Below are 26,733 nucleotides of genomic sequence, written 5' to 3' on the forward strand. Positions count from 1 at the left end.
CGGCGCTGCGGTAAGCCGCTATGAGCACGCCTGGAGCCTATCTTCGCCTTGTCCGCATCGGCTGGGTTCTGGTGCGCGAAGGTGTCGTGTCGGCGCTGCCGTCCGAAGATCTGCCGCCGTTGCCAAGAGCAGCCCAATCCTTCGCGGGCCTGTTCGCCCGCCGCGGCGCCAGAAGTGAGGTTCGCAGCGACCGGCTGGCCCGGGCAATCGAGCGGCTCGGGCCTTCCTATGTGAAGATAGGCCAGTTTCTTGCCACCCGTCCGGACGTGGTCGGCGCTGATTTTGCCGAAGATCTGTCCTTCCTGCAGGACCGCATGGCGACCTTTCCAGTGGAGGAAGCGCGCGCCGTTGTCGAAGCCTCTCTAGGCCGGCCGGTTGCCGATCTCTATACCCATTTTGGCGACCCGATCGCCGCCGCCTCGATCGCGCAGGTACATCCGGCCATGGTGCTGAAGGATGGTGTCGAACGGAAGGTTGCCGTCAAGGTCATCCGCCCCGGCGTTCGCCAGCGGTTTGCCCATGATCTGGAGGCGATGTTCCTCGTTGCCGGGCTGCAGGAGCGTTTTCTGCCCAACAGCCGTCGCCTGCGGCCGGTTGAGGTGACGAAGACACTGGAGCAGACCACCAAGATCGAAATGGATCTGCGGCTTGAGGCCGCTGCCCTGTCGGAACTCGGCGAAAATGCGGCTGATGATCCCGGCTTCCGGGTGCCGAAGGTCGATTGGGAACGCACCGGCCGCGATGTCGTGACGATGGAGTGGATCGACGGTACCAAGATGTCGGACGTCGAGGGCTTGCGCGCAGCGGGCCACGATCTCAATACGCTGGCCGATACGCTGATCCAGTCCTTCCTGCGTCACACCCTTCGTGACGGCTTCTTCCATGCCGACATGCACCAGGGCAATTTGTTCGTCGATCCGCAGGGCATGATCGTCGCGGTCGATTTCGGCATTGTCGGCCGGCTCGGCAAGAAGGAGCGCCGCTTCCTTGCCGAAATCCTCTATGGCTTCATCACCCGCGATTACCGGCGTGTTGCAGACGTGCATTTCGAGGCGGGCTACGTGCCGTCTCACCACAATGTCGCGAGCTTTGCCCAGGCGATCCGCGCCATCGGCGAGCCGATCCACGGCCAGCCGGCCGAAACCATTTCGATGGCCAAGCTTCTGACGCTGCTGTTTGAGGTCACCGAACTGTTCGACATGGAGACGCGGCCGGAACTGGTCATGCTGCAGAAGACCATGGTCGTCGTTGAGGGTGTCGCCCGCACGCTCAATCCGCGCTTCAACATGTGGAAGGCGTCCGAGCCGGTGGTCGGCGCCTGGATTCGCGACAATCTCGGCCCCAAGCGCATTCTGGGGGATGTCAAGGAAGCCCTTCACGCCGCCGTCCGGCTTGCCGAGGCCGCACCCGAGATCGCCGCCAAAACGGAAAAATTTTCGCGCGAAATCACCGCCATGGCTGAGAACGGTATGCGTTTCGACCCCCAGACCGCCGAAGCCATTGGCCGTGCCGAAGCGCGCCACAGCCGCTCGGGCCGTGTGGCGCTCTGGGTGATTGCGATTACGCTGATCGTTATCGCATGGCGGGTTTTTTGAGCTTGCTTTTGCCGGTGCGCTCGTTCAATTTTATGGAATGAATAGCGTAGTCAGCACCCTTATTGTGACCTGCACGGACCTTTCGGGGTGCGCGGGATCGGTGCTGGGCTAAAAGCGCTTTCATCCTGTGGACCCTGCCGAGGCAGGTGGGGTCGCAAGCTTCTTACCTCCTCGCATTCGAAGATGAGGACGTCATGAAGCAAACAGAAAACTCTCCCGCGTTACCCTTAAGCAGCGAACTGCTCATCCGGGCCTCGCGTCCCGGCGACTATGAACAAATGGCCGTTATGCTGAACCAGCCGGGTGTGCGGCGGGGAACGTTGCGCCTGCCCCATACGCGTCCGGAGGAGGTCCGCTCGTGGTTGGAGAAACCGTCCGACGGAGGGCTTCAGCTGGTCGCGGAAAGGGGCGGCGTCATTCTGGGCGCAGCCGGGCTCCATCGTCAGGCGGGAAGGCGGCATCACGCAGCAATGCTCGGCATGAGTGTCCACGACGCCTACCAACGGCAGGGCATCGGCAGGAGCCTATTGCTCGAACTCATCGATGCGGCTGACAATTGGCTGAACATCGCCCGCATCGAGCTCACCGTCTTTACCGACAATGCAGGAGCAATCGCGCTCTATGAGGGTGCCGGCTTTGTCACTGAGGGCATTCACAAAGCTTATGCGTTTCGCGACGGAGCGTTTGCCGATGTGCTCGCCATGGCACGGATCAAAACACCGGCCGGTTGACGCCCTGTTCTTTGGGAACTGCCGCTTGTTGTCAGTGTGAGGTTGTCCGTCCCAAGCATGAAGCGGTCTCTTCCAGCCAGGAGGAGAAGCCATCATGCGCATACTGCCATCGCGTCCACAGTTGCCGTCAGCGCGGTTCTTCCATCACGGCCCGTCGCAGGCTGGCGGTTATCAAGCAGTGCAAACTCCATCGCATCGCCGACTGTCTGGAAACATTGCGAAACGAAAAATGGGAAAGATTACAGAGATTTCATGCTGTTGGACTTCATTATGGCGTAGTTTCAATCTAGCTGTCGCGGCAATGACGGCCAATGCCCGAATGAAGCCGAAAGAGATGTGAATGGCGGACGCCACCCGGAAAATTGCCCCTGCGGTTGAAGAGCAGGACGCCGCCGCGCAGCCGATTCCGGTGCGCAGCAAACGCGGACGCATGCGCAGGCGCTGGCTGATTCTTCCGGCCCTGATCCTTGCCGCCGCCGGCTGGTACGGCTGGTCGGTCTACGGCAAGCAGGAAGCGGCCGAAGCCGTCGTGACGGAAGTGCCGGTGCGCGGCGATATAGAAAACAGCGTCACGGCGTCCGGTCTGTTGAGCCCGATCAAGGATGTCGATGTCGGCGCCCAGGTTTCCGGCCAGCTGAAGAGCCTCAAGGTCGAGATCGGCGACAGCGTCAAGGAAGGCCAGCTGATCGCCGAGATCGACAGCGCCTCCATCGAAACACAGATCGAGATCGCCGAGGCCGAGCTTGCCAATCTCGAGGCCCAGATGATCGATAAATCGGCGCAAGTGGTTCTGGGCAGTGCCAACCTGACGCGCCAGCGCGCCCTTGTGGCTGGCAACAGTGCCGCCCAGTCGGCGCTCGACGAGGCGGTGGCGGCACTTGCCGCAGCTGAGGCCAATGTCGATTCCTTGAAGGCCCAAGTCCGCAAGCAGGAGGCGACGCTCAAGGATGCCCGCATCAGCCTTGGCTATACCAAGATCTATGCACCGCTCACCGGAACGATCATCAATACGTCGGCCAAGGAAGGCCAGACGTTGAATGCCAACCAGACGGCACCGACCATCGTCACCATCGGCAATCTTTCCACCATGACGGTCGAAGCCCAAGTGTCCGAAGCCGATGTCGGCAAGCTCAAAGTGGGAATGAACGCCTATTTCACCCTGCTCGGCCAGCCCGGCAAGCGCTATCCCGGCACCCTGCGCCAGATCAAGCCGACGCCCGCGACCGAAAACAATGTCGTGCTCTATTACGCCCTGTTCGATGTCCCCAATCCGGACGGCGCCCTGATGATGAATATGACGGCGCAGGTCTTTTTCGTCGAATCGGCGGCAAAGGATGTGCTGACCGTTCCGGTCGCCGCTGTTCATTTCGGCAAGGATGGCAAATCCGGCGAAGTGACTGTTGTTGCCGCTTCCGGCGCCCACGAAACCCGCAAGGTCGAGACCGGGATACGCAATCGCGTCCGTATCGAGATCAAGCAGGGCCTTGGCGAACAAGACACCATCGTCGTCAGCACGGGGTCCGGTGACAAGGCGTCGTCCGGCCGGGGCAATTCCCGGCGCGGCATGCCGCCGATGTTCTGAGGGCGCTCCCGATGACCCCGCTCATTTCGCTCAAGGATATCCGCAAGACCTTCGTCAATGGCGACGTGGCCGTCGAGGTGCTGCGCGGCGTCTCGCTGGATATCCAGCCGGGCGAATTCGTCGCCATCGTCGGTGCCTCCGGTTCCGGAAAATCGACGCTGATGAACATTCTCGGCTGTCTCGATACGCCGACCGGTGGTCAATATCTGCTCGAAGGCGAGGACGTCTCGGATTTGAACGCCGACGAACTTGCGGCCCGGCGGCGCCAGATGTTCGGTTTCGTCTTCCAGAGCTACAATCTCGTTGCGACCGCAACGGCGCAAGAAAATGTCGAGATCCCCGCCATCTATGCCGGCATGCCGTCGCGGCAGCGGGAGGAACGGGCCAGCATGCTCTTGCGCTCGCTGCGGCTCGGCGACCGGCTCGATCACCTGCCCAACCAGCTTTCCGGTGGCCAGCAGCAGCGGGTGTCGATTGCCCGGGCGCTGATGAACGGCGGCCAGATCATTCTCGCCGACGAGCCGACCGGCGCGCTCGATAGCCAGAGCGGCAAGGAAGTGATGGCGACGCTTCGGCAGATGAACGAGGACGGACATACCGTCATCATCATCACTCACGCGCCGGAACTGGCCGAATCCGCCGACCGCGTCATCGAGATCAGCGACGGGCTGATCGTCGCCGACCGTATCCCGGGCAATATCAGGCGGATCGGCCGCTCCAAGCCGGCACTGACGCCGAGAAGCGCCGGCAGGGCCGCCATCATCACCGATGTGGCCGAAGCCGTGCGCATGTCGTTCCGGGCGCTCCGGGCCAATCTGTTTCGCACCATCCTGACTTTGCTCGGCATCGTGATCGGTGTGAGCTCCGTCGTTGCGATGCTTGCCATCGGCACGGGCGCGCAGGATTCCGTCTTGAGCCGGATCGCTGCGATGGGGTCCGATCTGCTGGTCGTTCGGCCCAACATGTCGAATTTCCGTGGCGGCGAAGGGGGCAGCATCGTCTCGCTGATCCCGTCCGATGCCGACGCCATTCTGGAACTGCCCAATATCAGCTTCGCGGTGCCGGAAATGTCGAGCACGTTGACGGTGCGGGCCGGCAATCTCGATACGCAGACGACGGTCAACGGCACGGTGCCGCAGTTTCCAGAGGCCAAATCCTGGACCGTCGAGGATGGCGCTTTCCTCGAAAAGACCGATATGGATGCCTATGCGAGCGTCGCGGTGCTCGGCAGGACCGTCGCCGATGCGCTGTTTCCAGACGGTGCCGATCCGCTCGGGCAATATATTCTGATCAAGAACATCCCCTTCCAGGTGATCGGCGTGATGTCGAAAAAGGGCGCCAGCGCCGGCGGCAACGATCAGGATGATACCGTTTTGGTGCCGCTATCGACCGGAAATCTGCGCCTGTTCGGGGCAAGGAACGTCCGCTCGATCACCGTGCAGGTGAAGGATGGCAGCGCCATCAACGTCACGCAGGATCAGATCCAGGCTCTGCTCGATGAGCGCCACAAGCGCCAGGATACGCAGATCATCAACATGGCAGCGATCCGCGAAACCTTCACCGAAACCTCCAATATCCTCAAGGTCTTCCTCGGCTCGATCGCCGCGATTTCGCTGCTGGTCGGCGGCATCGGGGTGATGAACATCATGCTGGTCTCGGTCACCGAGCGGACCCGCGAGATCGGCATTCGCATGGCGACGGGCGCGCGCGGCCGCGATATCCTCACCCAGTTCATCGTCGAGGCGCTGGTGGTTTCCGCGCTTGGCGGCCTGATCGGCGTGGGACTGGGCCTCGGTATCGGCGCCGTGGCACAGGCCTTCGGCGTCGCCGTCAGTTTTGCGCCCGGCCCCGTGATCCTCGCCTTTGGCAGCGCCTTCCTCACCGGATTAATCTTCGGCTATCTGCCCGCCTACAACGCCTCGCGTCTGCAGCCGGCCGTGGCGCTGGCCTCTACCTGATCAACCCGTCACACCGCCACCGGTTGACGCCGCCAGCCTGATCGTTTCCACTGATGCAAATGCACGAGGAGGAAACCATGTCCGACGCAGATCGTTTCATGACCCAGGCCGTAGCACTTGCACGCGACAATGTCCGCAAGGGCGGGCGGCCTTTTGGCGCAGTGCTGGTTATCGATGGAGAGGTGGTGGCAACCGGTGTCAACGGCGTGATGGAGACACACGATCCGACCGCCCATGCCGAACTCGTCGCGGTGCGCGAGGCGGCCATCAAGCGCGGCTCGGCCACCCTCAAGGGGGCTGCCGTCTATGCCAGCGGCCATCCATGCCCGATGTGCCTCGCCGCCATGCGGCTTGCCGGCATTCACCGACATTTCCTACGCCTATTCGAACGAAGACGGAGCCCCCTATGGGCTGACATCGGCGCCGCTTTATGCGGATCTGCGCAAACCTTTTGCCGATCAGCAGATGACATTTTCCTATCATCCAGTGCGGCCGGAAGGAGAGGTGGACATCTACGACTTCTGGCGGGAAATGCAGCAGGGCTGAGCCAGCACTGATCTGCGGTTTGGCCGCTAGCTCTGGCTGTATTTGCAGCTTCCACCAAGGATCGAGTGGGTCGTCAAAGCTCTCGCTGTGGCCGGATGTCGCCGGAACATTACATCGATGCTTGGGTGGCGGTGACCGATCCGCAAGGACTGGCGCCGGGTGATGTCGGGCGCCTCGAGGAAATGGTCTCGAAACGGAATTGAGAAACCGGCGGCAGCAAGCCACCGGTCATTCGATATCAAGCGCTGCGCAGGGGTGCGAGCAACCTTAACGCATTGATCGTCACCAGCACGGTAGCCCCTGTATCGGCCAGAATCGCCGGCCAGAGCCCGGTAATGCCGGCGATGGTGGTCACCAGGAACACCGCCTTCAGACCCAGCGCGATGGTGATGTTCTGGCGGATATTGCCCATCGTGCGTTTCGACAGGTCGATCATCTGGGCAACATCCGCGACCCGGCCGTGCAGCACGGCGGCATCGGCAGTTTCGAGCGCCACGTCGGTGCCGCCGCCCATGGCGATGCCGATATCGGCCGCTGCCAGCGCCGGTGCATCATTGATCCCGTCGCCGACCTTGGCGACGACAAAACCCTGCTGCTTCATCTCGCCGACGATCCGCTGCTTGTCTTCCGGCATCAGTTCGGCGCGCACCTCGATGCCGAGCTGCTTGCCGATCGCGGTGGCCGTGCGCTTGTTGTCACCGGTCAGCATGACGATCTTGATGCCCGCATCCGTAAGCGCTTTCAGCCCGGATTTTGCATCGGCGCGCGGCTCGTCACGCATGGCGATGGCACCAGCCAGCGCGTCGCCGATGATCAAGACCGAGACGGTCTTGCCCTCGTCGTTGAGCGCGGTGATGGCTGCCGTCTGTTCCGCCGAGAGCGCAATGCGGTCGCCAGCCGCTTGCGGCGAGCCGAGGAAGACGGCCTTGCCATTCACCGTCGCTGTGACGCCCTTGCCCCCCAGTGCCTTGGCATCGGAGACTGCGGGAACCGCAACCTTGTCCGCTGCAGCCCGGTCAAGGATCGCCTTGGCCAGCGGATGGCTCGATCCGGTCTCAAGAGCAGCTGCAAAGATCAGCACGTCGGCTTCGGAATGTCCAAACGCAAGGACATCCGTGACCTTCGGTTTGCCCTCCGTCAGCGTCCCGGTCTTGTCCAGCGCAACGGCGGTGATGGTCCCCAATGTCTCCAGGACGGCCCCGCCCTTCAACAAAAGGCCACGGCGCGCACCGGCGGAAAGCGAGGCGGCGATGGCTGCCGGCGTCGAGATGACGAGGGCGCAGGGGCAACCGATGAGCAGGATGGCAAGGCCTTTATAGACCCATTCCCCCCAAACGCCGCCCAGAAACAGCGGCGGAATGATCGCCACCAGTGCCGCAACAACCACGACACCGGGCGTGTAGTAGCGTGAGAAGCGGTCGATGAAGCGCTCGGTCGGCGCCTTGGATTCCTGCGCCTCCTCGACCAGCTTGACGACACGGGCAATGGTGTTGTCGGCGGCAGTCGCCGTTACCCGGACGCGCAATGCGGCATCACCGTTGATCGTGCCCGCGAAGACTTTTTCATCAACGCCCTTGCGAACCGGCGTGCTTTCGCCGGTCACCGGTGCCTCGTCTATGGCGCTTTCGCCCGACAGGATCACACCATCGGCGGAGATGCGGTCGCCGGGGCGAACGAGAATGGTCGCGCCGACGGCAAGGCTTTCAGCCGGAACCGAGCGCGTCTGGCCGTTTTCCTCAAGCAGCGCCTCCTTCGGCACCAGCGCCGCCAGCGACTGGATGCTTTGGCGCGCCTTCCCGGCCGCAACGCCTTCGAGGAGTTCCCCGACAAGGAAAAGGAAGACCACGGCCGCCGCCTCTTCGCCGGCATCGATGATCACCGCGCCGATGGCGGCGATCGTCATCAGCATCTCGATCGAAAACGGCGTGCCGGCCATCGCCGCCATGATGGCGCGCCGGGCAATCGGGACGAGCCCGATCAGCATGGCGACGATGAAGGCATAGGACGCGATCGACGGCACGAGATGGCCGACGGCATAGGCAATCACCAGCGCTGCACCCGAAAGGATGGTCAGCCTGCCCTTCCTGCTGGCCCACCAGGGGCCGTTTGTCCGCCCATGGTCATGCCCGTGCAGGCCTTCGACAGCGTCCTTGGTGGCGGGCTTTGCATGATCGTGTCCACTATGGTCGTGATCGGCATGATCATCATGGTCACCATGCTTGGCGTGATCGTGGCCGTCATGGCTGTGATCGCCATGATCATGACCGCAGCATGCTTGCTTAGGCTCGGCAACCAGCGCGGCCTTGCCGGCAATCTGCGAGACCGAATAACCGAGGCCCGTGACTTTCTTGGCGATGGCCGTGAGGTCACTGACCTCGTCATGTTTCACGGTCATCGTGCCAGCGGTCACCGAAACCGAAACATCCGTAACGCCCGGCATGCGCCGGACGGCCGTATCGATCTTGGCCGCACAAGAGGCGCAATCCATGCCCTCCACCCGGTATCGTGTCTGTGTCGCCTCTGCCATTGTCCGCTTCCTGTGTACGTGCTTGTCAAACTCTGGCATCTTTCCTACATCCTCTAGTGACTAGAGGTGCAAGAGGAAAATCGATGAAAAATATCAGTATCGGCGAGGCGGCGCGCAAAAGCGGCGTCAAGGTGCCGACCATCCGCTATTACGAGGGCATCGGCCTGCTGCGCGAGCCGAGCCGCAGCGAAGGCAATCAACGGTCCTACGAACAAGCCGATCTCAACCGCCTGACCTTCATCCGCCACGCCCGGGAACTGGGTTTCGAAGTGGAGGCGATCCGCACGCTGTTGAGCCTGCAGGACAATCCTTTGCAGCCGTGCGCCTCCGCCGATGCAATTGCCAAAGCCCGGCTCGTCGAGGTGGAACAGCGTATCCGAAGCCTGATGGCGTTGAAAGCGGAACTGGAAATGATGGTGGAAGGGTGCGGCCATGGCCGCGTCGATCAATGCCGGGTGATCGAAGTTCTCGCCGATCACGCCCAGTGCACGCATCACGGCCATTAAGGCGGCTTCGGAAAAGGTAATTCTGCCGCTCGGAGACAGACAGAAATATGTTATCCTCGGGGAACTTTTCGCGCGCGCGCGCGTTTCGTGTCTTATCGACAGATGCACAGCCAATGTTCATATCCGGAAAATCCAAATGCCCGAACGGTCCCGCCGAGCCCAGTTGCGCGAAAGCACGTTGCAAGCCCATGCCTCGCTCGACCGGTTGGTCGGCTCGTTCGATAGCCCGGACGCATACAAAAACTACCTGCGTGGAATTTCGACCTTCCGCGATGCGGTCGAGCGCAAACTCGTATCCACTGTCTGGCCGCAGCAATGCGGCGCCTGGCATGCGGAAATGTTTTCGGGCCTCATCGCCGTTGATCTTAATGACCTGGATGTGACGCCACAGCCATCGATGGACGCACCGGATCTGGGGCGGAGCCCTGAGGTGCTTTTCGGTATGCTCTACGTGCTGGAAGGGTCGGCGCTCGGTGCCCGCGTCCTTTACAAGCGTGCCAAGCAGCTTGGCTTCGACGAGGACTTCGGCGCCCGGCATCTGGCGGTGCAGTCACGCCGAAGCGATCGCTGGCCTGATTTTCTTGTCCTGCTCGAAAATGCCGATGCGCTCGACATGGAGCGGGTTGCCCATGCCTCGCGGGCAACATTTCAAACCGCCGAACGGGCCTTTCGTCAGGCATCCCATGAACCGGCATGACATTACCCCGGCTGAGCCGGTCAATCTGACCAATTGCGACCGTGAGCCGATCCATGTTCCCGGCAGCATCCAGCGGCATGGTTGCCTGGTCGCGTGTGATGCGCGGGCTGCAACGGTTGTTCGGCATTCCGCCAATACCGGCGCCATGCTGAGCGTTCCCGGCGAAATCAACGGCTTGCCGCTTGAAACCCTTCTCGGCGCCGAAGCGACGCACACTCTGCGCAACGCACTCGCGACGCTGGGAGAGGGCATGCGCCCGGCTCTGTTGTCCGGGATGAATCTGCCAGGTGGCGTCTTCGACGTCTCGATCCACATCTTCCACTCGACCGTGCTCATCGAATTCGAACCGGCGTCACCTGGCCAACCGTTGCAGCTTGCCCGTGGTCTCATCGGCCGGATCAGCGACATCGGCGATATCGACACCTTGGTGCGCCAGGCGGCACGGCTGATTCGCGGCATGCTGGAATATGACCGTGTCATGATCTATCGCTTCGAGCAGGATGGGTCCGGCAAGGTTGCCGCAGAAGCCAAGCGTGGCGATCTGGAGAGCTTTCTCGGCCAGTATTTTCCGGCCAGCGACATCCCCCAGCAGGCCCGTGTTCTCTATCTGAAAAACACCATCCGCATCATCGGCGATGCCAGCGGCGAGCGCATCGCGCTTGTGCCGGTCTTCGACGCATCGGGGGAGGCGCTGGACCTTTCGCTCGCGCATCTGCGCAGTGTGTCGCCGATCCACTGCGAATACCTGCGCAATATGGGTGTCGCGGCCTCCATGTCGATTTCCATCATCGTCGACGGCGCACTCTGGGGGCTGATCGCCTGCCACCACTACAAGCCGCGTATCCTGTCGATGGCGCAGCGGGTTTCTGCCGAGATGTTTGGCCAATTTTTCTCGCTGCATCTCACATCTCTCAAACAAAAATCCAGGCTTGACACCGCCACACGCGCCCGCGCCTCGCTCGATCGTTTCCTGCGCCTCGCCTCTCATCACGCCGATATCGGCCAGTTGTTGACGGAACACTTGCCGGATTTCCATGCGCTGATGCCGTGCGACGGGATCGGGCTTTGGATGAACGGTACCTGGAGTTCGCATGGCTCCGCACCGCCGGCTGCAGTCATTCCGGCGCTTTCTCGGCTGATCGGCACGCTTGCCGAGGGCCGCGTCTGGGCGACGCACGCCCTGTCGCAGCGGATGCCGGAAGCTGAGGATTTTTGTGCGCAGGCCGCCGGAGTGCTGGCCATACCCCTGGCGCAGACAAGGCGGGATTATCTGTTCTTCTTCCGCAAGGAACTCGTCCAGAGTTTAAACTGGGCCGGCAATCCTGAGAAAACATATGCGACGGGGCCGTTGGGTGACCGGCTGACGCCGCGCCAGAGTTTTGCCATCTGGAAGCAGACCGTTCATCAACAGGCTCAACCTTGGACGGAGGCAGACCGGGAAATTGCCGAAGTCACACGGTCTGTCCTGGTCGAGGTCGGATTGCGCCACAGCGAACTGATGGCGGAAGAGCGCAGCCGCTCGGATGTGCGCCAGCGCATGCTCAATGAAGAGTTGAATCACCGCGTTAAGAACATTCTCGCTCTTATCAAATCGTTGGTCGGCCAGCCGATACAGGAAGGCCGCACGTTGACCGATTACGTCGCCTCATTGAAGGGTCGCATTCAGGCGCTGTCCTTCGCCCATGATCAGGTGGTCCGTGGGGACGGCGGCGGGCCGCTGATGGATCTTCTGAACGCTGAACTGACACCCTATCGCCAACCCACCATATCGATTGCCGTCAATGGTCCACCGGTCCTGCTTAACTCCCGCGCCTTTTCGGTGATGGCGCTTGTGCTGCATGAACTTTCGACCAACGCTGCCAAATACGGTGCCTTGTCGCGGCCCGGCGGCCGGCTCGAGGTGTCATGGTGGCTGACGCTGCATGGTGACTGCGAAATCGTTTGGCGGGAAACCGGCGGGCCGCTCGTCTCTCCGCCATCCCGCACCGGCTTCGGCACCGCGCTGATCGATCGCAGCGTGCCGTATGACCTTGATGGCCGCAGCGAGGTTTCCTATGCCAGCGAGGGGGTGGCGGCCCGGTTCCTGTTGCCGGCAAAACATATTTCGCTGGCTGAACAACCGTCCCACGCGGCGGCCAGCCAAGTCGCTGGTAATGAGCCGGTAAAGGGAACGTTGGCCGCAGATCTGAAGGTCATGCTGGTCGAGGATCAGATGCTGATCGCGCTCGATGTCGAAGGCATGCTTGGCGATCACGGCGTTTTCGATGTGATGACCTCTGCCTCAGCTGCCGATGCACTGAGCAGGCTCGCGGACTATGCGCCGGATGTGGCGATCCTCGATGTCAATCTCGGTGCTGAAACCTCTCTTTCCGTGGCGCGCGAACTGGCGGGGCGAAACATTCCCTTCCTGTTTGCCACCGGCTACGGAAACAGCGAAATGATTCCCCCCGATTTTTCCTGGGTCCCTGTCATTCGCAAACCGTATGATGGTACCTCGCTGATTGCGACGATTGCGGCGCTTCTTGAGAACAGCGGCGGCGGGTAGCTTTCTACCGGCAGACGGTCTGATTGCCTCTCAACGGTCGGTCGGATAGGGTCCAGCCGAACGGGCAGGGCGCAACGGCCCGCCGAAACCGGAATTCGTCATGACGCTTCAGGCAAAACGCATCCTTCTCATCATTTCCGGCGGCATCGCGGCCTATAAGAGCCTCGATCTGATCCGGCGGTTGCGGGAGCGCGGCGCTTCCGTGCGGCCGGTGATGACGGCGGGTGCGCAGGCTTTCGTGACGCCGCTTGCCGTCGGTGCGCTTGCGGTCGACAAGGTTTTCACCGAGCTGTTTTCGCGCGAGGACGAACAGGATGTCGGCCATATCCGCCTTGCCCGCGATTGCGACCTGATCGTCATTGCGCCTGCCACCGCCGCCCTGATGGCGAAAATGGCCAACGGCCTTGCCGACGATCTGGCCTCGACCATCCTTCTGGCGACGGACAAGCCGGTGCTTGTCGCACCGGCGATGAACCCGAAAATGTGGTCGCATGCCGCCACTCGCCGCAATCACGCGACGCTGGTGGCCGATGGCATACGCTTCATTGGTCCGGCTTCCGGCGAAATGGCTGAAAGCGGCGAAAAAGGCGAAGGCCGGATGGCCGAACCCTTGGACATCGCTGCCGCAGCCGAGGCGTTGCTTGATACAGGCCCGAAACCTTTGGCGGGCAAGAAAGTCATCGTCACATCCGGACCGACGCATGAGCCGATCGATCCCGTACGCTATATCGCCAATCGCTCGTCCGGCAAGCAGGGCCATGCCATCGCCGCCGAACTTGCCCGGCTCGGCGCTGATGTGACGCTGGTCTCCGGGCCGGTGACGATCCCAGATCCGAAGGGCGTCAAGGTCGTCCATGTCGAGCGCGCCGAGGAAATGCGCGATGCCGTTATCGGGGCATTGCCGGCCGATATCGCCGTGATGGTCGCCGCCGTCGCCGATTGGCGGGTGGCGAGCGCTTCCGGCAACAAGATCAAAAAGCAGCCCGGCGAAGCGCCGCCGCCGCTGCTGCTCATCGAAAACCCGGATATCCTGAAAACCATCGGCCATCACGCCAAACGGCCGAAACTGGTGGTCGGATTTGCTGCGGAAACGCAGAATGTCGCTGAAAACGGCCGCTCGAAGCTGGAGCGCAAGGGTGCCGACTATATCCTCGCCAACGATGTTTCACCCCATACCGGCATTATGGGCGGTGACCGCAACACGGTGAAGGTGATCGGCAAATCGGGCGACGAGGACTGGCCGGAAATGGACAAGCAGGCCGTTGCCGAGCGGCTCGGCACACTGATCGCCTCACATTTTTCCTGATGCCATCCGTTCCATCCGCGATGTATCAGGCGCAGCGCCTGCCGTTCCGAACAGGCGCACATCGACGCCATTTTCGCCGACGATGACCGCGGTTCCATCCGGAATTTCCACCCAGGCATTGTCGTCGTCGTTGAGCGGCTCGGAGACGAGGCAATAGCCGCCGCTCGGTCCCATCGGTGCCGCATAGAGCGTCGGTGCCTTCCAGTCGGACGCATAACGCACGGCATAGAGATTGTGGCCGTCGGAAAGGGCGGCGGTAAAGCGCACCAGAACCTTGCGCTCCAGATGCTCGGCCAGCCGTTCAACGAAGGCCAGGGTCTCGGCAATCGCCCCCAACGGGTCCTGCTCAAGGCCGAACTGCAGGGCCAGCAGGAACAGCAGCTCGCTATCGGTCGATCCTGTGCGGGCGGTGTAGAGATCGTTATCGAGCATGGCCTCCATCGGCCGGCGCAGATGTTCGAAGTCGCCGATCTGGCCGTTGTGCATGAAGGACCAGCGGCCATGCACGAAAGGATGACAATTGTCGCGCCGCGTGCCGCCACCGGTCGCCGCCCGCACATGGGCGAGAAACAGCGGCGAGCGGATCTGCCGGGCAATGCTCTTCAGATTGCAGTCCGACCAGGCGGGAAGGATATCGCGGTAACGTCCGGGTTCCGGATGATCGCCGTACCAGGCGATGCCGAAGCCATCGCCGTTGGTCGCCGTCTTGGCGCGGGTGGCGCAGTGGGATTGCTCGATCAGCGAGTGGGCCGGCGACGACACCAGTTCTTCCAGATAGAGCGGCTCTCCGCGATAGGCTGCCCAGCGGCACATGCAGGATACTCCGGATCGCGGGGATGGCCCGCCTTGATGGTTCGTTAACCATGATATTTGCCGATCATCCGGCCGAACATGGTAAAAATACGTTAACGAACAGGATCATTTCCGCATCTTGCCGGTCAACCTGTCGATTTTGGATGCCGGGCCTGTTCTTCTGGGACGTGCGACGGAAAGCCAGTCCGGCCTCCCGATAACTGTCGGTGTGGGATATTAGGAAGGGCGAAATGGTAGGAAAAATGCAGATGTGGAATGTGTGTTCTATTCTTGCTTGGGATATTTGCATAAGGTCCTGAGGACACCGCAAAGCAGGAAGAGACCCGGACAGATGGCCGAACCCGACAGCAGCATCGCCATTCCGCAGGATTTCGACGGGCTGAAGGCGGTCATCTTGGAGCGCAAGGCCCAATTGCCGAAGCGGCTTCGCCAGGTGGCAGCTTACGCGCTCGACAATCCCGACGAAATTGCCTTTGGCACGGCTGCCAGCATCGCCACCTCCGCCGATGTTCAGCCGTCGACTTTGGTGCGCTTTGCCCAGCATTTCGGTTTCGAAGGGTTTTCCAGCCTGCAGCAGATTTTTCGCGCACGGTTGCGTGAGCGCACGCCGGGTTATGACGAACGCCTCAAGGCGCTGAGCGGCAACGACCACAGCAAGCTGGAAAGCGGTTCGATCTTCAACGGGTTCGTGGCTGCGGCCCATCGCTCGCTGGACAATATCGCCAGTTCGGTCGAGCCCGAGGCCTTCGAGCGTGCCGTCAATATTCTGGCCGGTGCCGAAACCATCTATCTGGTCGCCAAACGGCGCTCCTATCCGATCTCCGGATACATGGCCTATGCCTTCGGCAAGCTGAAGGTCAAATATCAGATGGTCGGCACGGCGGCCGGGATCGATGACGATATTCTGGCAATGGCCGGTCCGCAGGATGCGGCGTTTGCCGTCAGTTTCTCGCCCTATGCGTCCGAAAGCGTCAATCAGGCCAAGCTGCTTGCCAATCGCAAGGTGCCGGTGGTGTCCTTAACCGATTCAGCATTTTCGCCGCTCGCAGAATCCTCGAAGGTCTGGTTCGAGCTTGTCGAGGCCGACCACGCCGGGTTCCGCTCGCTCTCGGCCAGCATGGCGTTCGCCATGGCGCTGACGGTTGCGGTTGCGGAAAAAAGGCGGCGGATCGGCGAAGATCATTTAATAGAATGAAAATTCCACATTGACTAAACGACGGAATTTATGTTTCATAAAGGCGATACCCCACCAGCCAATAAAAATGTCGGCGCGACGCAAGCGCCCGCCGGGAGGAAGCAGTGAGCCAGATCAACGGGACGCAGGCGGACAAGCCGCTCGACATTATCACCATTGGCCGCGCCTCGGTCGATCTTTACGGCCAGCAGATCGGCACCCGGCTTGAAGACGTTGCCAGCTTCGCCAAATCCGTCGGTGGCTGCCCCACCAATATCTCCGTCGGCACCGCGCGCCTCGGCCTGAAATCGGCACTTCTGACCCGTGTCGGCAAGGAGCAGATGGGCCGCTTCATCCGCGAGCAGCTGGAGCGCGAGGGCGTCGAGACCAAGGGTATCGTCACCGATCCCGAGCGGCTGACGGCACTTGCTATCCTTGCTGTCGAAAGCGATCATTCCTTCCCGCTGTTGTTCTACCGCGACAACTGCGCTGACAGCGCGCTGTGCGAAGACGACATCTCCGAAGACTTCATCCGTTCGGCCCGCGCCATCCTCGTCACCGGCACCCATTTCGCCAAGCCGCACACCGATGCTGCCCAGCGCAAGGCGATCCGCATCGCCAAGCAAAGCGGCGCCAAGGTCGTGTTCGATATCGACTATCGCCCGAACCTCTGGGGCCTCGCCGGCCATGATGCCGGTGACAACCGCTATATCGCTTCAGAAAAAGTGTCCGCGCATTTGAAGACGGTGCTCGCCGATTGCGACCTGATCGTCGGCACCGAAGAGGAGGTGCTGATCGCATCCGGCGACAGCGACCTTTTGGCAGCGCTGAAGACTATCCGCGCCAATTCAAAAGCGACGATCGTGCTGAAGCGCGGACCGATGGGCTGCATCGTCTATGACGGTCCGATCTCCGATGATCTCGAAGACGGCATCATCGGCAAGGGTTTCCCGATCGAGGTCTACAACGTGCTCGGTGCCGGCGACGCCTTCATGTCCGGCTTCCTGCGCGGCTGGCTGAAGGGCGAGCCGCATGCGACATCGGCCACCTGGGCCAATGCCTGCGGTGCCTTTGCCGTGTCGCGCCTGCTCTGTGCGCCGGAAATCCCGACCTGGACCGAGCTGCAGTTCTTCCTGGAAAACGGCAGCACGGAAAAGGCGCTGCGCAAGGACGAGGCGATCAACCACGTTCATTGGGCAACCACCCGCCGCCGCGAAATCCCGCAACTGATGGCGCTCGCCATCGATCACCGCAGCCAGCTGGAAGATCTGGCCGGAGGCGACGCCGAGCTTCTGGCCCGCATCCCGGCCTTCAAGGTTCTCGCCGTCAAGGCCGCCGAGCGCATCGCCAACGGCCGTCCCGGTTTCGGCATGCTGATCGACGACAAATACGGCCGCGACGCGCTTTATGCCGTCAACAAGAACTTCTGGATCGGCAAGCCGATCGAGCTTCCGGGCTCACGGCCGCTGCAGTTCGAGTTCAGCCAGGATCTCGGTAGCCGGCTCATCGAATGGCCCGTCGATCACTGCATCAAGGTCCTGAGCTTCTTCCACCCGGACGATGCGGCCGAGATGAAGGCGACCCAGATTGCCAAGCTCCGCTCGGCCTTTGAGGCTGCCCGCAAAGTCGGCCGCGAAATCCTGATCGAGATCATCGCGGGCAAACATGGCACGCTCGACGACAACACAATCCCGCGTGCGCTCAATGAGCTCTACGATGCCGGCTTGAAGCCGGACTGGTGGAAGCTCGAGCCGCAGGCAAGCCGCGCTGCCTGGGCCGCCATCGACGCCGTTATCGAAAAGCGCGATCCGCTCTGCCGTGGTGTTGTCCTGCTCGGGCTGGAAGCCTCATATGAAGCGCTAAAGGAAGGTTTCGCTGCTGCCCGCACGTCAAAAACCGTCAAGGGTTTTGCCGTTGGCCGGACGATCTTTGCCGAGGCAAGCAAGGCTTGGCTGGCTGGCGAGATTGATGACGAACAGGCGATCGCCGATATGGCGGGCAGGTTCGAGGCCCTGGTCAATCTCTGGCTTGGGCTGGCGGAAACGAAGGCGGCTTGATTGGATGGCGGTGAGTTTACCTCCCCCTTGAGGGGGGAGGTCGCAGCGTAGCTGCGGGTGGGGGTGATCCGTTGGGTGCCGTAGGAGTCACCCCACCCCGGACCTGCGGTCCGACCCTCCCCCTCAAGGGGAGGGTGTGAAGTAGAAAACTGAGGCAATGTCCTCGTTCGAGGAGGAAACAATGAGCCAGAAGACCGTTCGCCTGACCATGGCGCAAGCCGTCGCGCGGTTTCTCACCAAGCAGATGACCGTGATCGACGGCGAGAAGACGCCGATCTTCGGCGGCGTCTTTGCTATTTTTGGGCATGGCAATGTCGCCGGTATCGGCGAGGCCCTGCATGGCATCAAGGATACGCTGCCGACTTATCGCGCGCAGAACGAACAGGGCATGGCCAATGCAGCCATTGCGTTTGCCAAGGCAAGCTTCCGCCGCCGTTTCATGGCCTGCACCACCTCGATCGGCCCCGGCGCGCTCAACATGGTGACATCGGCGGCGCTCGCCCATGTTAACCGCCTGCCGGTCCTGCTTCTGCCCGGCGATGTCTTTGCCAATCGCCGCCCCGATCCGGTGCTGCAGCAGATCGAGGATTTCGGCGACGGCACGATGACCGTCAATGATTGCTTCCGCCCCGTTTCGCGCTATTTTGACCGCATCACCCGTCCCGAACAGATCATCCCGGCACTGCGCCGCGCCATGCAGGTGCTGACCGATCCCGCCGATTGCGGCCCCGTCACGTTGTCGCTTTGCCAGGATGTGCAGGCGGAAGCCTATGATTATCCGGAAAGCTTCTTTGACGAAAAGGTCTGGACTACCCGCCGCCTGCATCCGGATGCGGACGAACTGGCCCATGCCATTACGGTGCTGAAGGCAGCCAAGAAGCCGGTGATCATTTCCGGCGGCGGCGTGCTTTACTCCGAAGCCAGCAAGACACTCGCCGCCTTCGCGGAAAGACACGGCATTCCGGTCGTCGAAACCCAGGCCGGAAAATCATCGCTGCCGCACAGCCATCCGCTCAACATGGGCTCGGTCGGCGTCACCGGTACATCGGCGTCCAACCAGATGGCCGAGGATGCCGATGTCGTTCTCGCCGTCGGCTCACGCCTGCAGGATTTCACCACCGGTTCCTGGTCGCTGTTCAAGAACGACAACCTGAAGATCATCGGCCTCAACACCCAGGCCTTCGATGCAGCCAAGCATGAAGCGCTGCCGCTGGTCTCCGACGCCCGCGTCGGTCTTGATGCGCTCAGCGCCGGGCTCGGCTCGCACAAGGTCGATGCGAGCTGGACGAAGAAGGCAACGGACGCCAAGGCCGAATGGCTGAAGGCCGCAGACAAGGCGACCGCGGGGACCAATGCGGCGCTGCCATCCGACGCCCAGGTCATTGGTGCCGTCCAGCGTGCCCGCAAGGAGAACACCACGCTGGTCTGCGCCGCCGGCGGTCTGCCCGGCGAATTGCACAAGCTCTGGCAGGCGGATGCGCCCGGCAGCTATCACATGGAATACGGCTTCTCGACCATGGGCTACGAAGTGGCCGGCGGTCTCGGCGTCAAGCTGGCCAAGCCCGATAGCGACGTCATCGTCATGGTCGGCGATGGCAGCTACATGATGCTGAATGCCGAGATCGCCTCGTCGATCATGCTCGGCGCCAAGATCACCATCGTGCTGCTCGACAATGCCGGCTACGGCTGCATCAACCGGCTGCAGATGGCGACCGGCGGTGCCAACTTCAACAACCTTTTGCGCGACACCCATCACGTTACGCTGCCAGCCATTGATTTTGCCGGGCATGCTGCTGCCATGGGCGCGCTCACCCGCAAGGTCGCCTCGATCAGCGAGCTGGAAATCGCGCTGAAGGAAACCGCCGGCGAAAACCGCACCACCGTCATCGTCATTGATACCGATCCGCTGATCACCACGGACGAGGGTGGCAACTGGTGGGATGTGGCTGTACCGGAAGTCTCCGCCCGGCCTGAGGTCAACGAGGCCCGCAAGGGCTACGAAAAGGCGCTCGCTTCCCAGCGTATCGGTTAAGGATAGACAATCACAAACTCCGTCATCCTCGGGCTTGACCCGAGGATCCAACCGTGAGGCGCCGCCGAGGGATATGGATCCTCGGGTCAAGCCCGAGGATGACGGGATACAGGATGATCAGGAAGGCCGGTCGCCTTCTTCCCAAGGAGAATTTCATGAAAGCCAAACTCGGCATGTCGCCCATCGCCTGGTGGAACGACGACCTTCCAGAACTGAGCGACGACGTGTCGCTCGAAGAATGCCTGCGCCAATCGCGCAGCGCCGGCTTCACCGGCATGGAGCAGGGGCGCCGTTTTCCGAACAATCCGAATGAGATGCTGCCGATCCTGCGCGCTGCCGACGTGACGCTGTGCGGCGGCTGGTTCTCCGGCACGCTGGTCAACGAGGAACTCGCGGCCAACAAGGACCGCATCGCGCCGATGATCGAGCTGTTCAAGGCCGTCAATGCGCCCTGTATCGTCTATGGCGAAGTCGGCCGTTCGATCCAGGGCGACCGCTCAAAGCCGCTGGCGACCAAGCCGCGCCTTGGCGATGATGAGATGAAGGCCTATGCCCGCCGCGTGACCGAATTCGGCGAATGGTGCGCCGATCAGGGCATGCCGCTCTCTTACCATCACCACATGGCGGCCGTCGTGGAAACCGAGCCGGAACTCGACGCCTTCATGAAGAATTCGGGCGAAGGCATTCCGCTGCTGCTGGACGCCGGCCATCTGGCTTTCGCCGGCGGCGACGTGCTGCGCGCCATCGACAACCACCATGCCCGCATCAACCATGTGCATGTGAAGGACATCCGTCAGGGCGTCGTGGATGGCCTTGATCGCAGCAAGCAATCCTTCCTCGACGCCGTGGCGCTTGGTGCCTTTACCGTACCGGGCGACGGCTCGCTCGATTTCGGCTCCATCGTCCAGCGTTTCGCCGACTATGGCTATGAAGGCTGGTTCGTGGTCGAGGCCGAGCAGGATCCGCGCAAGTCGCCGCCGCAGAAGATGGCGGAGATCGGCTATGCCGAACTGATGCGCGTCATGACCGCTTCAGGCTATACGGTTGAAACGGAAGGTTTTCCGAAGGGGTGATCCCCGTTTGGTGCTGGCCCTATGCACCGGAAACGGGATTGGATCCGGCGTAGGCCACCTCCCCCTTGAGGGGGGAGGTCGCAGCGAAGCTGCGGGTTGGGGGTGACCCGTTGTTTGGCGCAGGAGATCACCCCACCCCGGCACTCCGTGCCGACCCTCCCCCTCAAGGGGAGGGTGGAAACTGAACAGGAGCCACACCATGCCGAACCTTCTCGTCAAACCGGCCGGTACCAGCGGCCTCGTCCACGACATCACACCGCAAAGCGCCGGTTGGACCTATGTCGGCTTCGGCCTCAACCGGATGGCCGCAGGCGAAAAGACGGCTGGCGAAAGTGCCGACCGTGAAACCTGCCTCGTTCTGGTCTCCGGCAAAGCGAAGGTCTCCATTGATGGCGAGGATTTCGGCGAACTGGGCGAACGCATGACGCCGTTCGAAGGGCAACCTTACGCGGTCTATGTGCCGAAGGGCAGCCGCTGGGAAGCCACGGCGACGACGGCGCTCGATCTGGCCATCTGCACCGCGCCGGGCGGCGAAGGCTACAAGGCCCAGGTGATCGCACCGGGACGCCATCCACAGATGACGCGCGGCAAGAACACCAATACGCGCTATGTCACCAACATCATGCCGGAAGACGACAATGCGGCCCATTCGCTGCTGGTGGTCGAAGTGATCACGCCCGGCGGCCATACATCGTCCTATCCGCCGCACAAACATGACGAAGACAACCTGCCGGCCGAAAGCCTCCTGGAGGAAACGTATTATCACCGCCTCAACCCGTCCCAGGGTTTTGCCATGCAGCGCGTCTATACCGATGACCGCTCGCTGGACGAGACGATGGCGGTGGAAGACGGCGACGTGACGCTGGTGCCGAAGGGCTATCATCCGGTCGCGGCCATCCATGGTTATGACCTCTATTATCTCAATGTCATGGCCGGCCCATCGCGCGTCTGGAAATTCAACAATGCCAAGGAGCATGCCTGGCTGTTCACCGGCGTCTGATGCGCTAGGTTCCTTCTGAACAGGGAGGAACCGGTATGCATATCGATGGACATTGCCATTGCGGCGCGATCGCCTTTGAAGCGGATATAGACCCGGACGAGGTCGGCATCTGCCACTGCACCGATTGCCAGCATCTCACCGGCTCGGTCTACCGCGTGACTGTCTCCGTGCCGAAGGCTGACTTTCGCATCACGGCGGGCCAGCCGAAAACCTATACCAAGACCGGCGACAATGGCCGGACGCGCTTCCAGATGTTCTGCGGCAATTGCGGCTCGCCGATCTATACGACGGGAACCGATGAGGACGCCGAGGAGATCGGCATTCGCTGGGGCAATATCAGCCAGCGCCGCGCGCTTGCGCCGAACCACCAGATCTGGTGTTCTTCGGCGGCGAACTGGTTTGGCGAGCGCGATGCGCTGCCGGGCCAAGAGCGTGACTAAGAAGCAGGGTTAGGAGCGGCGATGAAAACCAGCCAGTTCCGGATGCGGCAGTGCGCGATCAAGGGCGTCGAGGCTGTCGAGGCCGATACGGCGCATAGTTTCGCCCGCCATACGCATGACCAGTTCGGTGTCGGCGTGATCCTGCGTGGCGCCCAGAAATCTGCCAGTGGCCGTGGCCCTGTCGAGGCCGGCCCCGGCGATATGATCACCGTCAATCCCGGCGAAGTGCACGATGGCCATCCGATCGGGGGCGAGGGGCGTTCGTGGCGGATGCTTTATTTTGATCCGAGCGTGATTGCTCAGGCGGTTCTGGATATCTGCGAAGGCCGGCCAGAGGATTTTGTGTTTTCACGGCCGGTTATGAGTGATGGGAGCGCCGCCCGGCGTCTCCTGCCGGTCTATGCGGCGATGACACAGATGCGCGAAACGCTAGAGCCGGAAACCGGCTTTCTGCAGCTGGTGGCATCGATGATGGATCGCAAGCCTGCCTCCCGCTTCATACCGCCATCGATTGGCCGGGCAAAAGCCTTGCTGGATGATGATCCGGCCGCCGCCACGACCCTGGCAGATCTTGCCGCCGCCAGCGGGCTGAGCCGTTTTCAGGTGGTGCGGGCCTTTTCAGAAGTGACCGGTTTGACGCCGCACGCCTATCTGGTCCAGCGCCGCGTCAGAGCCGTTCGCCGGATGATCGCCAAGGGCACGCCGCTCGCCGACGCGGCCTTTGCCGGTGGGTTCGCGGACCAAAGCCATATGACCCGGGCTTTCGTCCGCGCCTACGGCGTGACGCCTGGAGCCTACGCGCTGGCTCATAGCTGACATCCTGCAATTTCGTTCAAGACCGGAGGGCCGCCGATCCGTTTACTGCGGCTTTCCTTGCTGAACGGAGCGCGCGCTGTGACCCTCGAATATCTGCTGACATCCATCGTCGTCATCCTCTTGCCCGGCACCGGCGTACTGTACACGCTGGCAACGGGCCTCAATTCCGGTGCGCGCGCCAGCATCCTCGCGGCCTTTGGCTGCACGCTCGGCATCCTGCCGCATATCATCGCCAGTATTGCCGGGCTGGCCGCCCTGCTGCACACCAGCGCCATGGCGTTTGAAGTGATTAAATATCTTGGCGTCGCCTATCTGCTGTACATGGCCTGGAGCGTCCTTCGCGATGCCGACAGTCTGCAGGTGACGGAAGAAGCCCGCCCCATGCGGCCAGGCAGGATCATCGGAACGGCCATCCTGCTCAACAGCCTCAATCCGAAACTGTCGCTGTTCTTTCTGGCTTTCCTGCCGCAGTTCGTGCCGGATGGCACGCCGTCGCCGACCCTGTTCATGCTGTGGCTTGCCGCCGTGTTCATGGTTCTGACCTTCGTCGTCTTCGTGTTTTACGGCGTCTTTGCCGCAGCGGCGCGGCGCTATGTCATCTCGCGGCCGGGCGTTACCCTCTGGCTGCGGCGCGGTTTTGCCTGCGCCTTCGGGCTGATGGGGCTGCGGCTGGCGCTATCAGTGCGGTGAAGTCGGACAAGAAGCACATCGGCACCGGTCGAGAGACGATATCCGTTTGATCTTGAGGGGGAATCCCCTTATTCGAACGGGGGTCGCCGCGCGGTCACAAGACATGCGGCTCGCCAGACCTTCAAAGGAGCCAGCCCCCCGTGTCTTCAGCGTCCTCGCCGGTATTCGGCAAGAAATACTCCGCCTTCCTGTTCGACATGGATGGAACGCTCCTGAGCTCCATCGAAGCTGCCGAACGGGTCTGGGGAAAATGGGCTGAAAGCCACGGCCTCGATGTCGCGACCTTCCTGCCGACCATGCATGGCAAGCGCGGCGTCGATACGATCCGACAGCTCGGTCTGCCGGGCGTCGATCCGATTGCCGAGGCGGCGCTGATCACACAGCTGGAAATGGACGATACCGACGGCGTCAAGCCGCTGCCGGGCGCGATCGAATTCCTCAAAAGCCTGCCGCCGGAGCGCTGGGCCATCGTCACCTCGTCGCCGCGCGAACTGGCCAAGGTGCGTATCGCAGCCGCCGGCCTGCCAGAGCCGAAGTTCATCGTCATCGCCGAGGATGTCTCGCGCGGCAAGCCGAGCCCGGAATGCTACCTGCTCGGTGCCAAGCGCGTCGGCTTCGATGCCAAGGATTGCCTCGTATTCGAAGACGTTGCCGCTGGCGTGATCGCAGGCGAAGCGGCCGGTTCCGACGTGATGGTGATTACCGCCACGCACACGCATCCGTTCGAAACATCGCACCCGACTATCCCAGGCTATATCGGCATCGAAGTCTCGGTCGATGAAAACGGCGATCTCACCCTGACTGGTCGCCGCTGAAATCAAACCTCGTCAACGTTCTCCATGAGCGAGAATGTTGACGATCGTGCCGAAGGGGTCGCGGACGTAAAAGCGCCGTACACCCCAGGGCTCGTCGGTGATATCGTAGACGATTTCGAGGCCCATCCGTTTGGCCCCGGAATAGACCGCATCCACGTCATCAACCTCGATCGAAAGCTGCGGCACCGGCGTGCCGGAGCCGCCCTCACTGGCGATGGAAACCTGCGCCGGCGCCTGTTTTTCTGATGCGAACGTGACGATCCAGCCGTGGTCCATGACGAGATCGAGACCGAGCAGTTCGCCATAGAAAGCCCGACCGGCCTGCGGATCGGTGGCCTCGATATTGGCGACGATGCGAAGGACGGTCATCGGTTAGCCCGCTGCCGCGCGCGCCTTCGCCATGGACTCGTCCAGTTGCGAGATCAGCGACAGCAGGATGTCGTTGGCCGGTGTCGGCACGTCGGCCATGCGCCCCAGCAGCGTGACCGCGCGGGTGAGCGGCGTGATTTCCATCGGCCGGCCCTGCTCAAGATCCTGCAGCATCGAGGTCTTGGCATTGCCGAGACCCCGGCCATGTTCCATCTTCTCGTCCACGGTCTCGCGGACATGGCAGCCGAGCCGCTCGGCCACGGCGTGCACCTCGGTCATGACCTGCTTCACCAGGTCAACCGCCGGCCCATCCATGATCTCCGAAATACGCCCCCTTGTCAGCGCGCTGATCGGATTGAAGGCAGCATTGCCGAGAAACTTCGACCAGATCTCATCGCGAATGCGATCGGTCGTCTTGATCGTCCAGCCGCTGGCTTGCAACAGATCCGCGATCGCCATCAGTTCCGGTGAGATCGTGCCGGAGGGCGCGCCGAGATGCAGCAGGCCGCCGCTGGTCAGCCGGATATGGCCGGGCTCAAGCATCTGCGCGCCCTGATAGATGACCCCGCCAACAACGCGTTCCGGGCCGATCCGCTGCCAGACCAGGCCATCCGGATCGAGCGCCTCCACCTGCCGTCCTTCAAGGCCGCTTGCCGCATCGCCATGGAAATACCACCACGGAATACCATTCTGGATCATCACAACGCGCCCACCGGGCTTCAGCAGGCCGGCAATATCGGCGCTGGCCGAGGTTAATTGATGCCCCTTGAGCGTGACGATGACGAGATCTTGAGGGCCAAGGTCGGCGGCATTGTCGGTGGCGGAAAATTTCACCACCAGCGGTTCGGTCTTGCCCGGCTCGTAGAGATGCACGCCGCTGTCCCGGATTGCCTGCAGATGAGCCCCACGGGCGATCGCCGTGATCGTCGCGCCACGGAGCATCGGAGAGGAGGCCAGCCGCGCCGCCAGCGCGCCGCCGATGGCACCTGCGCCGAAAATGCAGATATTGCGGAACTGGCCCGGATTGTTCGTTTCGGTCGTGCCCACATCATCCCCTCCACGCGTCATCCTTCGATGATATCGTTAGTAGCAATGACCAAAGCGTGCGGCCAGCGCCGAAATCTGCCTGTCGCCGAAAAGTGATTGCAGCCGTGCATTCAGGAGAGGGTGAACGCGCAAGAAGAGGTCGCTCCCGGGCGCAAGGGCCAATAGCTCTAGCCGTGGACGCGCGGCAAATTCCCTCTTCTCCCCAGCGGGGAGAAGTGCCGAACGCAGTGAGGCGATGAGGGGGCGGTTCGGCAAGTGCGCCAATTTAATGGCTTTGCCCCCTCAACCGGCCCTTCGGGCCACCTTTGTAACTTCCCTTCTTCCGCATTTGGCGCTGTAATGCCAGTTGCGGTGGCGGATGGAAGACCGTCGCACCTTTGGGACACCAAGCCCGTGGGAGAGCAAGGGTCTCCG

General features: G+C 62.0%; 22 protein-coding genes. 18 read left to right on the top strand and 4 right to left on the bottom strand.

Annotated elements, in window-relative coordinates; all coding sequences use genetic code 11:
- The first annotated feature begins 20 nt into the window (after nt 1-20).
- The 5 genes from ubiB to ACP7BS_RS27115 all read left to right on the top strand — a co-directional run bounded on the left by ubiB (nt 21) and on the right by ACP7BS_RS27115 (nt 6,423).
- Nucleotides 21-1,595: a 2-polyprenylphenol 6-hydroxylase gene (gene ubiB, locus ACP7BS_RS27095; protein ID WP_426240564.1), complete on the top strand. Its 1,575-nt coding sequence runs from the start codon at nt 21-23 to the stop codon at nt 1,593-1,595.
- Nucleotides 1,596-1,789: 194 nt separating this feature from the next.
- Nucleotides 1,790-2,326: a GNAT family N-acetyltransferase gene (locus tag ACP7BS_RS27100; RefSeq protein WP_426240565.1), complete on the top strand. Its 537-nt coding sequence runs from the start codon at nt 1,790-1,792 to the stop codon at nt 2,324-2,326.
- A 340-nt stretch (nt 2,327-2,666) separates the two neighbouring features.
- Nucleotides 2,667-3,908: an efflux RND transporter periplasmic adaptor subunit gene (locus ACP7BS_RS27105; protein ID WP_426240566.1), complete on the top strand. Its 1,242-nt coding sequence runs from the start codon at nt 2,667-2,669 to the stop codon at nt 3,906-3,908.
- A gap of 11 nt (nt 3,909-3,919) precedes the next feature.
- On the top strand, nt 3,920-5,866 hold the full coding sequence (locus ACP7BS_RS27110; protein ID WP_426240568.1) for a MacB family efflux pump subunit: 1,947 nt from the start codon (nt 3,920-3,922) through the stop codon (nt 5,864-5,866).
- 77 nt (nt 5,867-5,943) lie between these two features.
- Nucleotides 5,944-6,423: a nucleoside deaminase gene (locus tag ACP7BS_RS27115; RefSeq protein WP_426240569.1), complete on the top strand. Its 480-nt coding sequence runs from the start codon at nt 5,944-5,946 to the stop codon at nt 6,421-6,423.
- A gap of 227 nt (nt 6,424-6,650) precedes the next feature.
- On the opposite strand, the gene ACP7BS_RS27120 is transcribed toward ACP7BS_RS27115, so the two are convergent.
- Nucleotides 6,651-8,939: a heavy metal translocating P-type ATPase gene (locus ACP7BS_RS27120; RefSeq protein WP_426240571.1), complete on the bottom strand. Its 2,289-nt coding sequence runs from the start codon at nt 8,937-8,939 to the stop codon at nt 6,651-6,653.
- Nucleotides 8,940-9,022: 83 nt separating this feature from the next.
- Here ACP7BS_RS27120 and ACP7BS_RS27125 point away from each other — a divergent pair, with 83 nt between their 5' ends.
- The 4 genes from ACP7BS_RS27125 (at nt 9,023) to coaBC (ending at nt 13,993) form a co-directional block, all read left to right on the top strand.
- Nucleotides 9,023-9,445 carry a MerR family transcriptional regulator gene (locus ACP7BS_RS27125; protein ID WP_426231026.1) on the top strand — a complete coding sequence of 141 codons (423 nt, stop codon included), beginning with the start codon at nt 9,023-9,025 and terminating at the stop codon, nt 9,443-9,445.
- A gap of 136 nt (nt 9,446-9,581) precedes the next feature.
- Complete coding sequence (locus ACP7BS_RS27130; RefSeq protein ID WP_426240572.1) at nt 9,582-10,142, top strand: biliverdin-producing heme oxygenase; 561 nt, start codon at nt 9,582-9,584, stop codon at nt 10,140-10,142.
- On the top strand, nt 10,129-12,687 hold the full coding sequence (locus ACP7BS_RS27135) for an HWE histidine kinase domain-containing protein (RefSeq protein WP_426240573.1): 2,559 nt from the start codon (nt 10,129-10,131) through the stop codon (nt 12,685-12,687). The genes ACP7BS_RS27130 and ACP7BS_RS27135 overlap by 14 nt, the downstream gene beginning before the upstream one ends.
- A 100-nt stretch (nt 12,688-12,787) precedes the next feature.
- On the top strand, nt 12,788-13,993 hold the full coding sequence (gene coaBC, locus ACP7BS_RS27140; protein WP_426240574.1) for a bifunctional phosphopantothenoylcysteine decarboxylase/phosphopantothenate--cysteine ligase CoaBC: 1,206 nt from the start codon (nt 12,788-12,790) through the stop codon (nt 13,991-13,993).
- Here coaBC and ACP7BS_RS27145 read toward each other — a convergent pair.
- The gene (locus tag ACP7BS_RS27145) at nt 13,979-14,806 is read right to left on the bottom strand and encodes a class II glutamine amidotransferase (protein WP_426240575.1); all 828 of its coding nucleotides are present in this window, start codon (nt 14,804-14,806) and stop codon (nt 13,979-13,981) included. The two genes, coaBC and ACP7BS_RS27145, sit on opposite strands and share 15 nt — an antisense overlap.
- Before the next feature lie 331 nt (nt 14,807-15,137).
- Between ACP7BS_RS27145 and ACP7BS_RS27150 the strand changes: the two genes are divergently transcribed.
- The 9 genes from ACP7BS_RS27150 to ACP7BS_RS27190 all read left to right on the top strand — a co-directional run bounded on the left by ACP7BS_RS27150 (nt 15,138) and on the right by ACP7BS_RS27190 (nt 24,903).
- Complete coding sequence (locus tag ACP7BS_RS27150; protein ID WP_426240576.1) at nt 15,138-16,001, top strand: MurR/RpiR family transcriptional regulator; 864 nt, start codon at nt 15,138-15,140, stop codon at nt 15,999-16,001.
- A gap of 104 nt (nt 16,002-16,105) precedes the next feature.
- Nucleotides 16,106-18,037: a bifunctional 5-dehydro-2-deoxygluconokinase/5-dehydro-2-deoxyphosphogluconate aldolase gene (locus ACP7BS_RS27155; RefSeq protein ID WP_426240577.1), complete on the top strand. Its 1,932-nt coding sequence runs from the start codon at nt 16,106-16,108 to the stop codon at nt 18,035-18,037.
- Between the two features lie 181 nt (nt 18,038-18,218).
- Entirely contained in the window at nt 18,219-20,069 is a 1,851-nt protein-coding gene (iolD, locus tag ACP7BS_RS27160; protein ID WP_426240578.1) for a 3D-(3,5/4)-trihydroxycyclohexane-1,2-dione acylhydrolase (decyclizing), read from the top strand.
- Between the two features lie 155 nt (nt 20,070-20,224).
- Nucleotides 20,225-21,142, top strand: coding sequence for a myo-inosose-2 dehydratase (gene iolE, locus ACP7BS_RS27165; protein WP_426240579.1), 918 nt, complete (start codon nt 20,225-20,227; stop codon nt 21,140-21,142).
- A gap of 199 nt (nt 21,143-21,341) precedes the next feature.
- On the top strand, nt 21,342-22,142 hold the full coding sequence (gene iolB / locus ACP7BS_RS27170) for a 5-deoxy-glucuronate isomerase (protein ID WP_426240580.1): 801 nt from the start codon (nt 21,342-21,344) through the stop codon (nt 22,140-22,142).
- Between the two features lie 35 nt (nt 22,143-22,177).
- On the top strand, nt 22,178-22,582 hold the full coding sequence (locus ACP7BS_RS27175; protein ID WP_426240581.1) for a GFA family protein: 405 nt from the start codon (nt 22,178-22,180) through the stop codon (nt 22,580-22,582).
- 21 nt (nt 22,583-22,603) lie between these two features.
- A complete protein-coding gene (locus ACP7BS_RS27180; protein WP_426240582.1) occupies nt 22,604-23,398 on the top strand; it encodes an AraC family ligand binding domain-containing protein in 795 nt (264 codons plus the stop codon).
- 78 nt (nt 23,399-23,476) lie between these two features.
- Nucleotides 23,477-24,088, top strand: a complete 612-nt coding sequence (locus ACP7BS_RS27185) for a LysE family translocator (protein ID WP_426240583.1) — start codon at nt 23,477-23,479, stop codon at nt 24,086-24,088.
- 140 nt (nt 24,089-24,228) lie between these two features.
- Complete coding sequence (locus tag ACP7BS_RS27190) at nt 24,229-24,903, top strand: HAD family hydrolase (protein ID WP_426240584.1); 675 nt, start codon at nt 24,229-24,231, stop codon at nt 24,901-24,903.
- A gap of 12 nt (nt 24,904-24,915) precedes the next feature.
- Here ACP7BS_RS27190 and ACP7BS_RS27195 read toward each other — a convergent pair whose 3' ends face one another.
- Together ACP7BS_RS27195 and ACP7BS_RS27200 are read right to left on the bottom strand one after the other, a co-directional pair.
- Entirely contained in the window at nt 24,916-25,272 is a 357-nt protein-coding gene (locus ACP7BS_RS27195; RefSeq protein ID WP_426240585.1) for a VOC family protein, read from the bottom strand.
- Nucleotides 25,273-25,275: 3 nt separating this feature from the next.
- Nucleotides 25,276-26,319, bottom strand: a complete 1,044-nt coding sequence (locus ACP7BS_RS27200) for a ketopantoate reductase family protein (RefSeq protein WP_426240586.1) — start codon at nt 26,317-26,319, stop codon at nt 25,276-25,278.
- Between the last annotated feature and the right edge of the window lie 414 nt (nt 26,320-26,733).

The sequence above is a fragment of the Pararhizobium sp. DWP1-1-3 genome, from assembly GCF_049896125.1.
Lineage (GTDB): Bacteria > Pseudomonadota > Alphaproteobacteria > Rhizobiales > Rhizobiaceae > Pararhizobium.

Excerpts from the sequence above, each read along its gene's own strand:
- ubiB (WP_426240564.1), top strand. The coding sequence starts at position 21 with ATGAGCACGCCTGGAGCCTATCTTCGCCTTGTCCGCATCGGCTGGGTT.
- ACP7BS_RS27100 (WP_426240565.1), top strand. The coding sequence starts at position 1,790 with ATGAAGCAAACAGAAAACTCTCCCGCGTTACCCTTAAGCAGCGAACTG.
- ACP7BS_RS27105 (WP_426240566.1), top strand. The coding sequence starts at position 2,667 with ATGGCGGACGCCACCCGGAAAATTGCCCCTGCGGTTGAAGAGCAGGAC.
- ACP7BS_RS27110 (WP_426240568.1), top strand. The coding sequence starts at position 3,920 with ATGACCCCGCTCATTTCGCTCAAGGATATCCGCAAGACCTTCGTCAAT.
- ACP7BS_RS27115 (WP_426240569.1), top strand. The coding sequence starts at position 5,944 with ATGTCCGACGCAGATCGTTTCATGACCCAGGCCGTAGCACTTGCACGC.
- ACP7BS_RS27120 (WP_426240571.1), bottom strand. The coding sequence starts at position 8,939 with ATGGCAGAGGCGACACAGACACGATACCGGGTGGAGGGCATGGATTGC.
- ACP7BS_RS27125 (WP_426231026.1), top strand. The coding sequence starts at position 9,023 with ATGAAAAATATCAGTATCGGCGAGGCGGCGCGCAAAAGCGGCGTCAAG.
- ACP7BS_RS27130 (WP_426240572.1), top strand. The coding sequence starts at position 9,582 with ATGCCCGAACGGTCCCGCCGAGCCCAGTTGCGCGAAAGCACGTTGCAA.
- ACP7BS_RS27135 (WP_426240573.1), top strand. The coding sequence starts at position 10,129 with ATGAACCGGCATGACATTACCCCGGCTGAGCCGGTCAATCTGACCAAT.
- coaBC (WP_426240574.1), top strand. The coding sequence starts at position 12,788 with ATGACGCTTCAGGCAAAACGCATCCTTCTCATCATTTCCGGCGGCATC.
- ACP7BS_RS27145 (WP_426240575.1), bottom strand. The coding sequence starts at position 14,806 with ATGTGCCGCTGGGCAGCCTATCGCGGAGAGCCGCTCTATCTGGAAGAA.
- ACP7BS_RS27150 (WP_426240576.1), top strand. The coding sequence starts at position 15,138 with ATGGCCGAACCCGACAGCAGCATCGCCATTCCGCAGGATTTCGACGGG.
- iolD (WP_426240578.1), top strand. The coding sequence starts at position 18,219 with ATGAGCCAGAAGACCGTTCGCCTGACCATGGCGCAAGCCGTCGCGCGG.
- iolE (WP_426240579.1), top strand. The coding sequence starts at position 20,225 with ATGAAAGCCAAACTCGGCATGTCGCCCATCGCCTGGTGGAACGACGAC.
- iolB (WP_426240580.1), top strand. The coding sequence starts at position 21,342 with ATGCCGAACCTTCTCGTCAAACCGGCCGGTACCAGCGGCCTCGTCCAC.
- ACP7BS_RS27175 (WP_426240581.1), top strand. The coding sequence starts at position 22,178 with ATGCATATCGATGGACATTGCCATTGCGGCGCGATCGCCTTTGAAGCG.
- ACP7BS_RS27180 (WP_426240582.1), top strand. The coding sequence starts at position 22,604 with ATGAAAACCAGCCAGTTCCGGATGCGGCAGTGCGCGATCAAGGGCGTC.
- ACP7BS_RS27195 (WP_426240585.1), bottom strand. The coding sequence starts at position 25,272 with ATGACCGTCCTTCGCATCGTCGCCAATATCGAGGCCACCGATCCGCAG.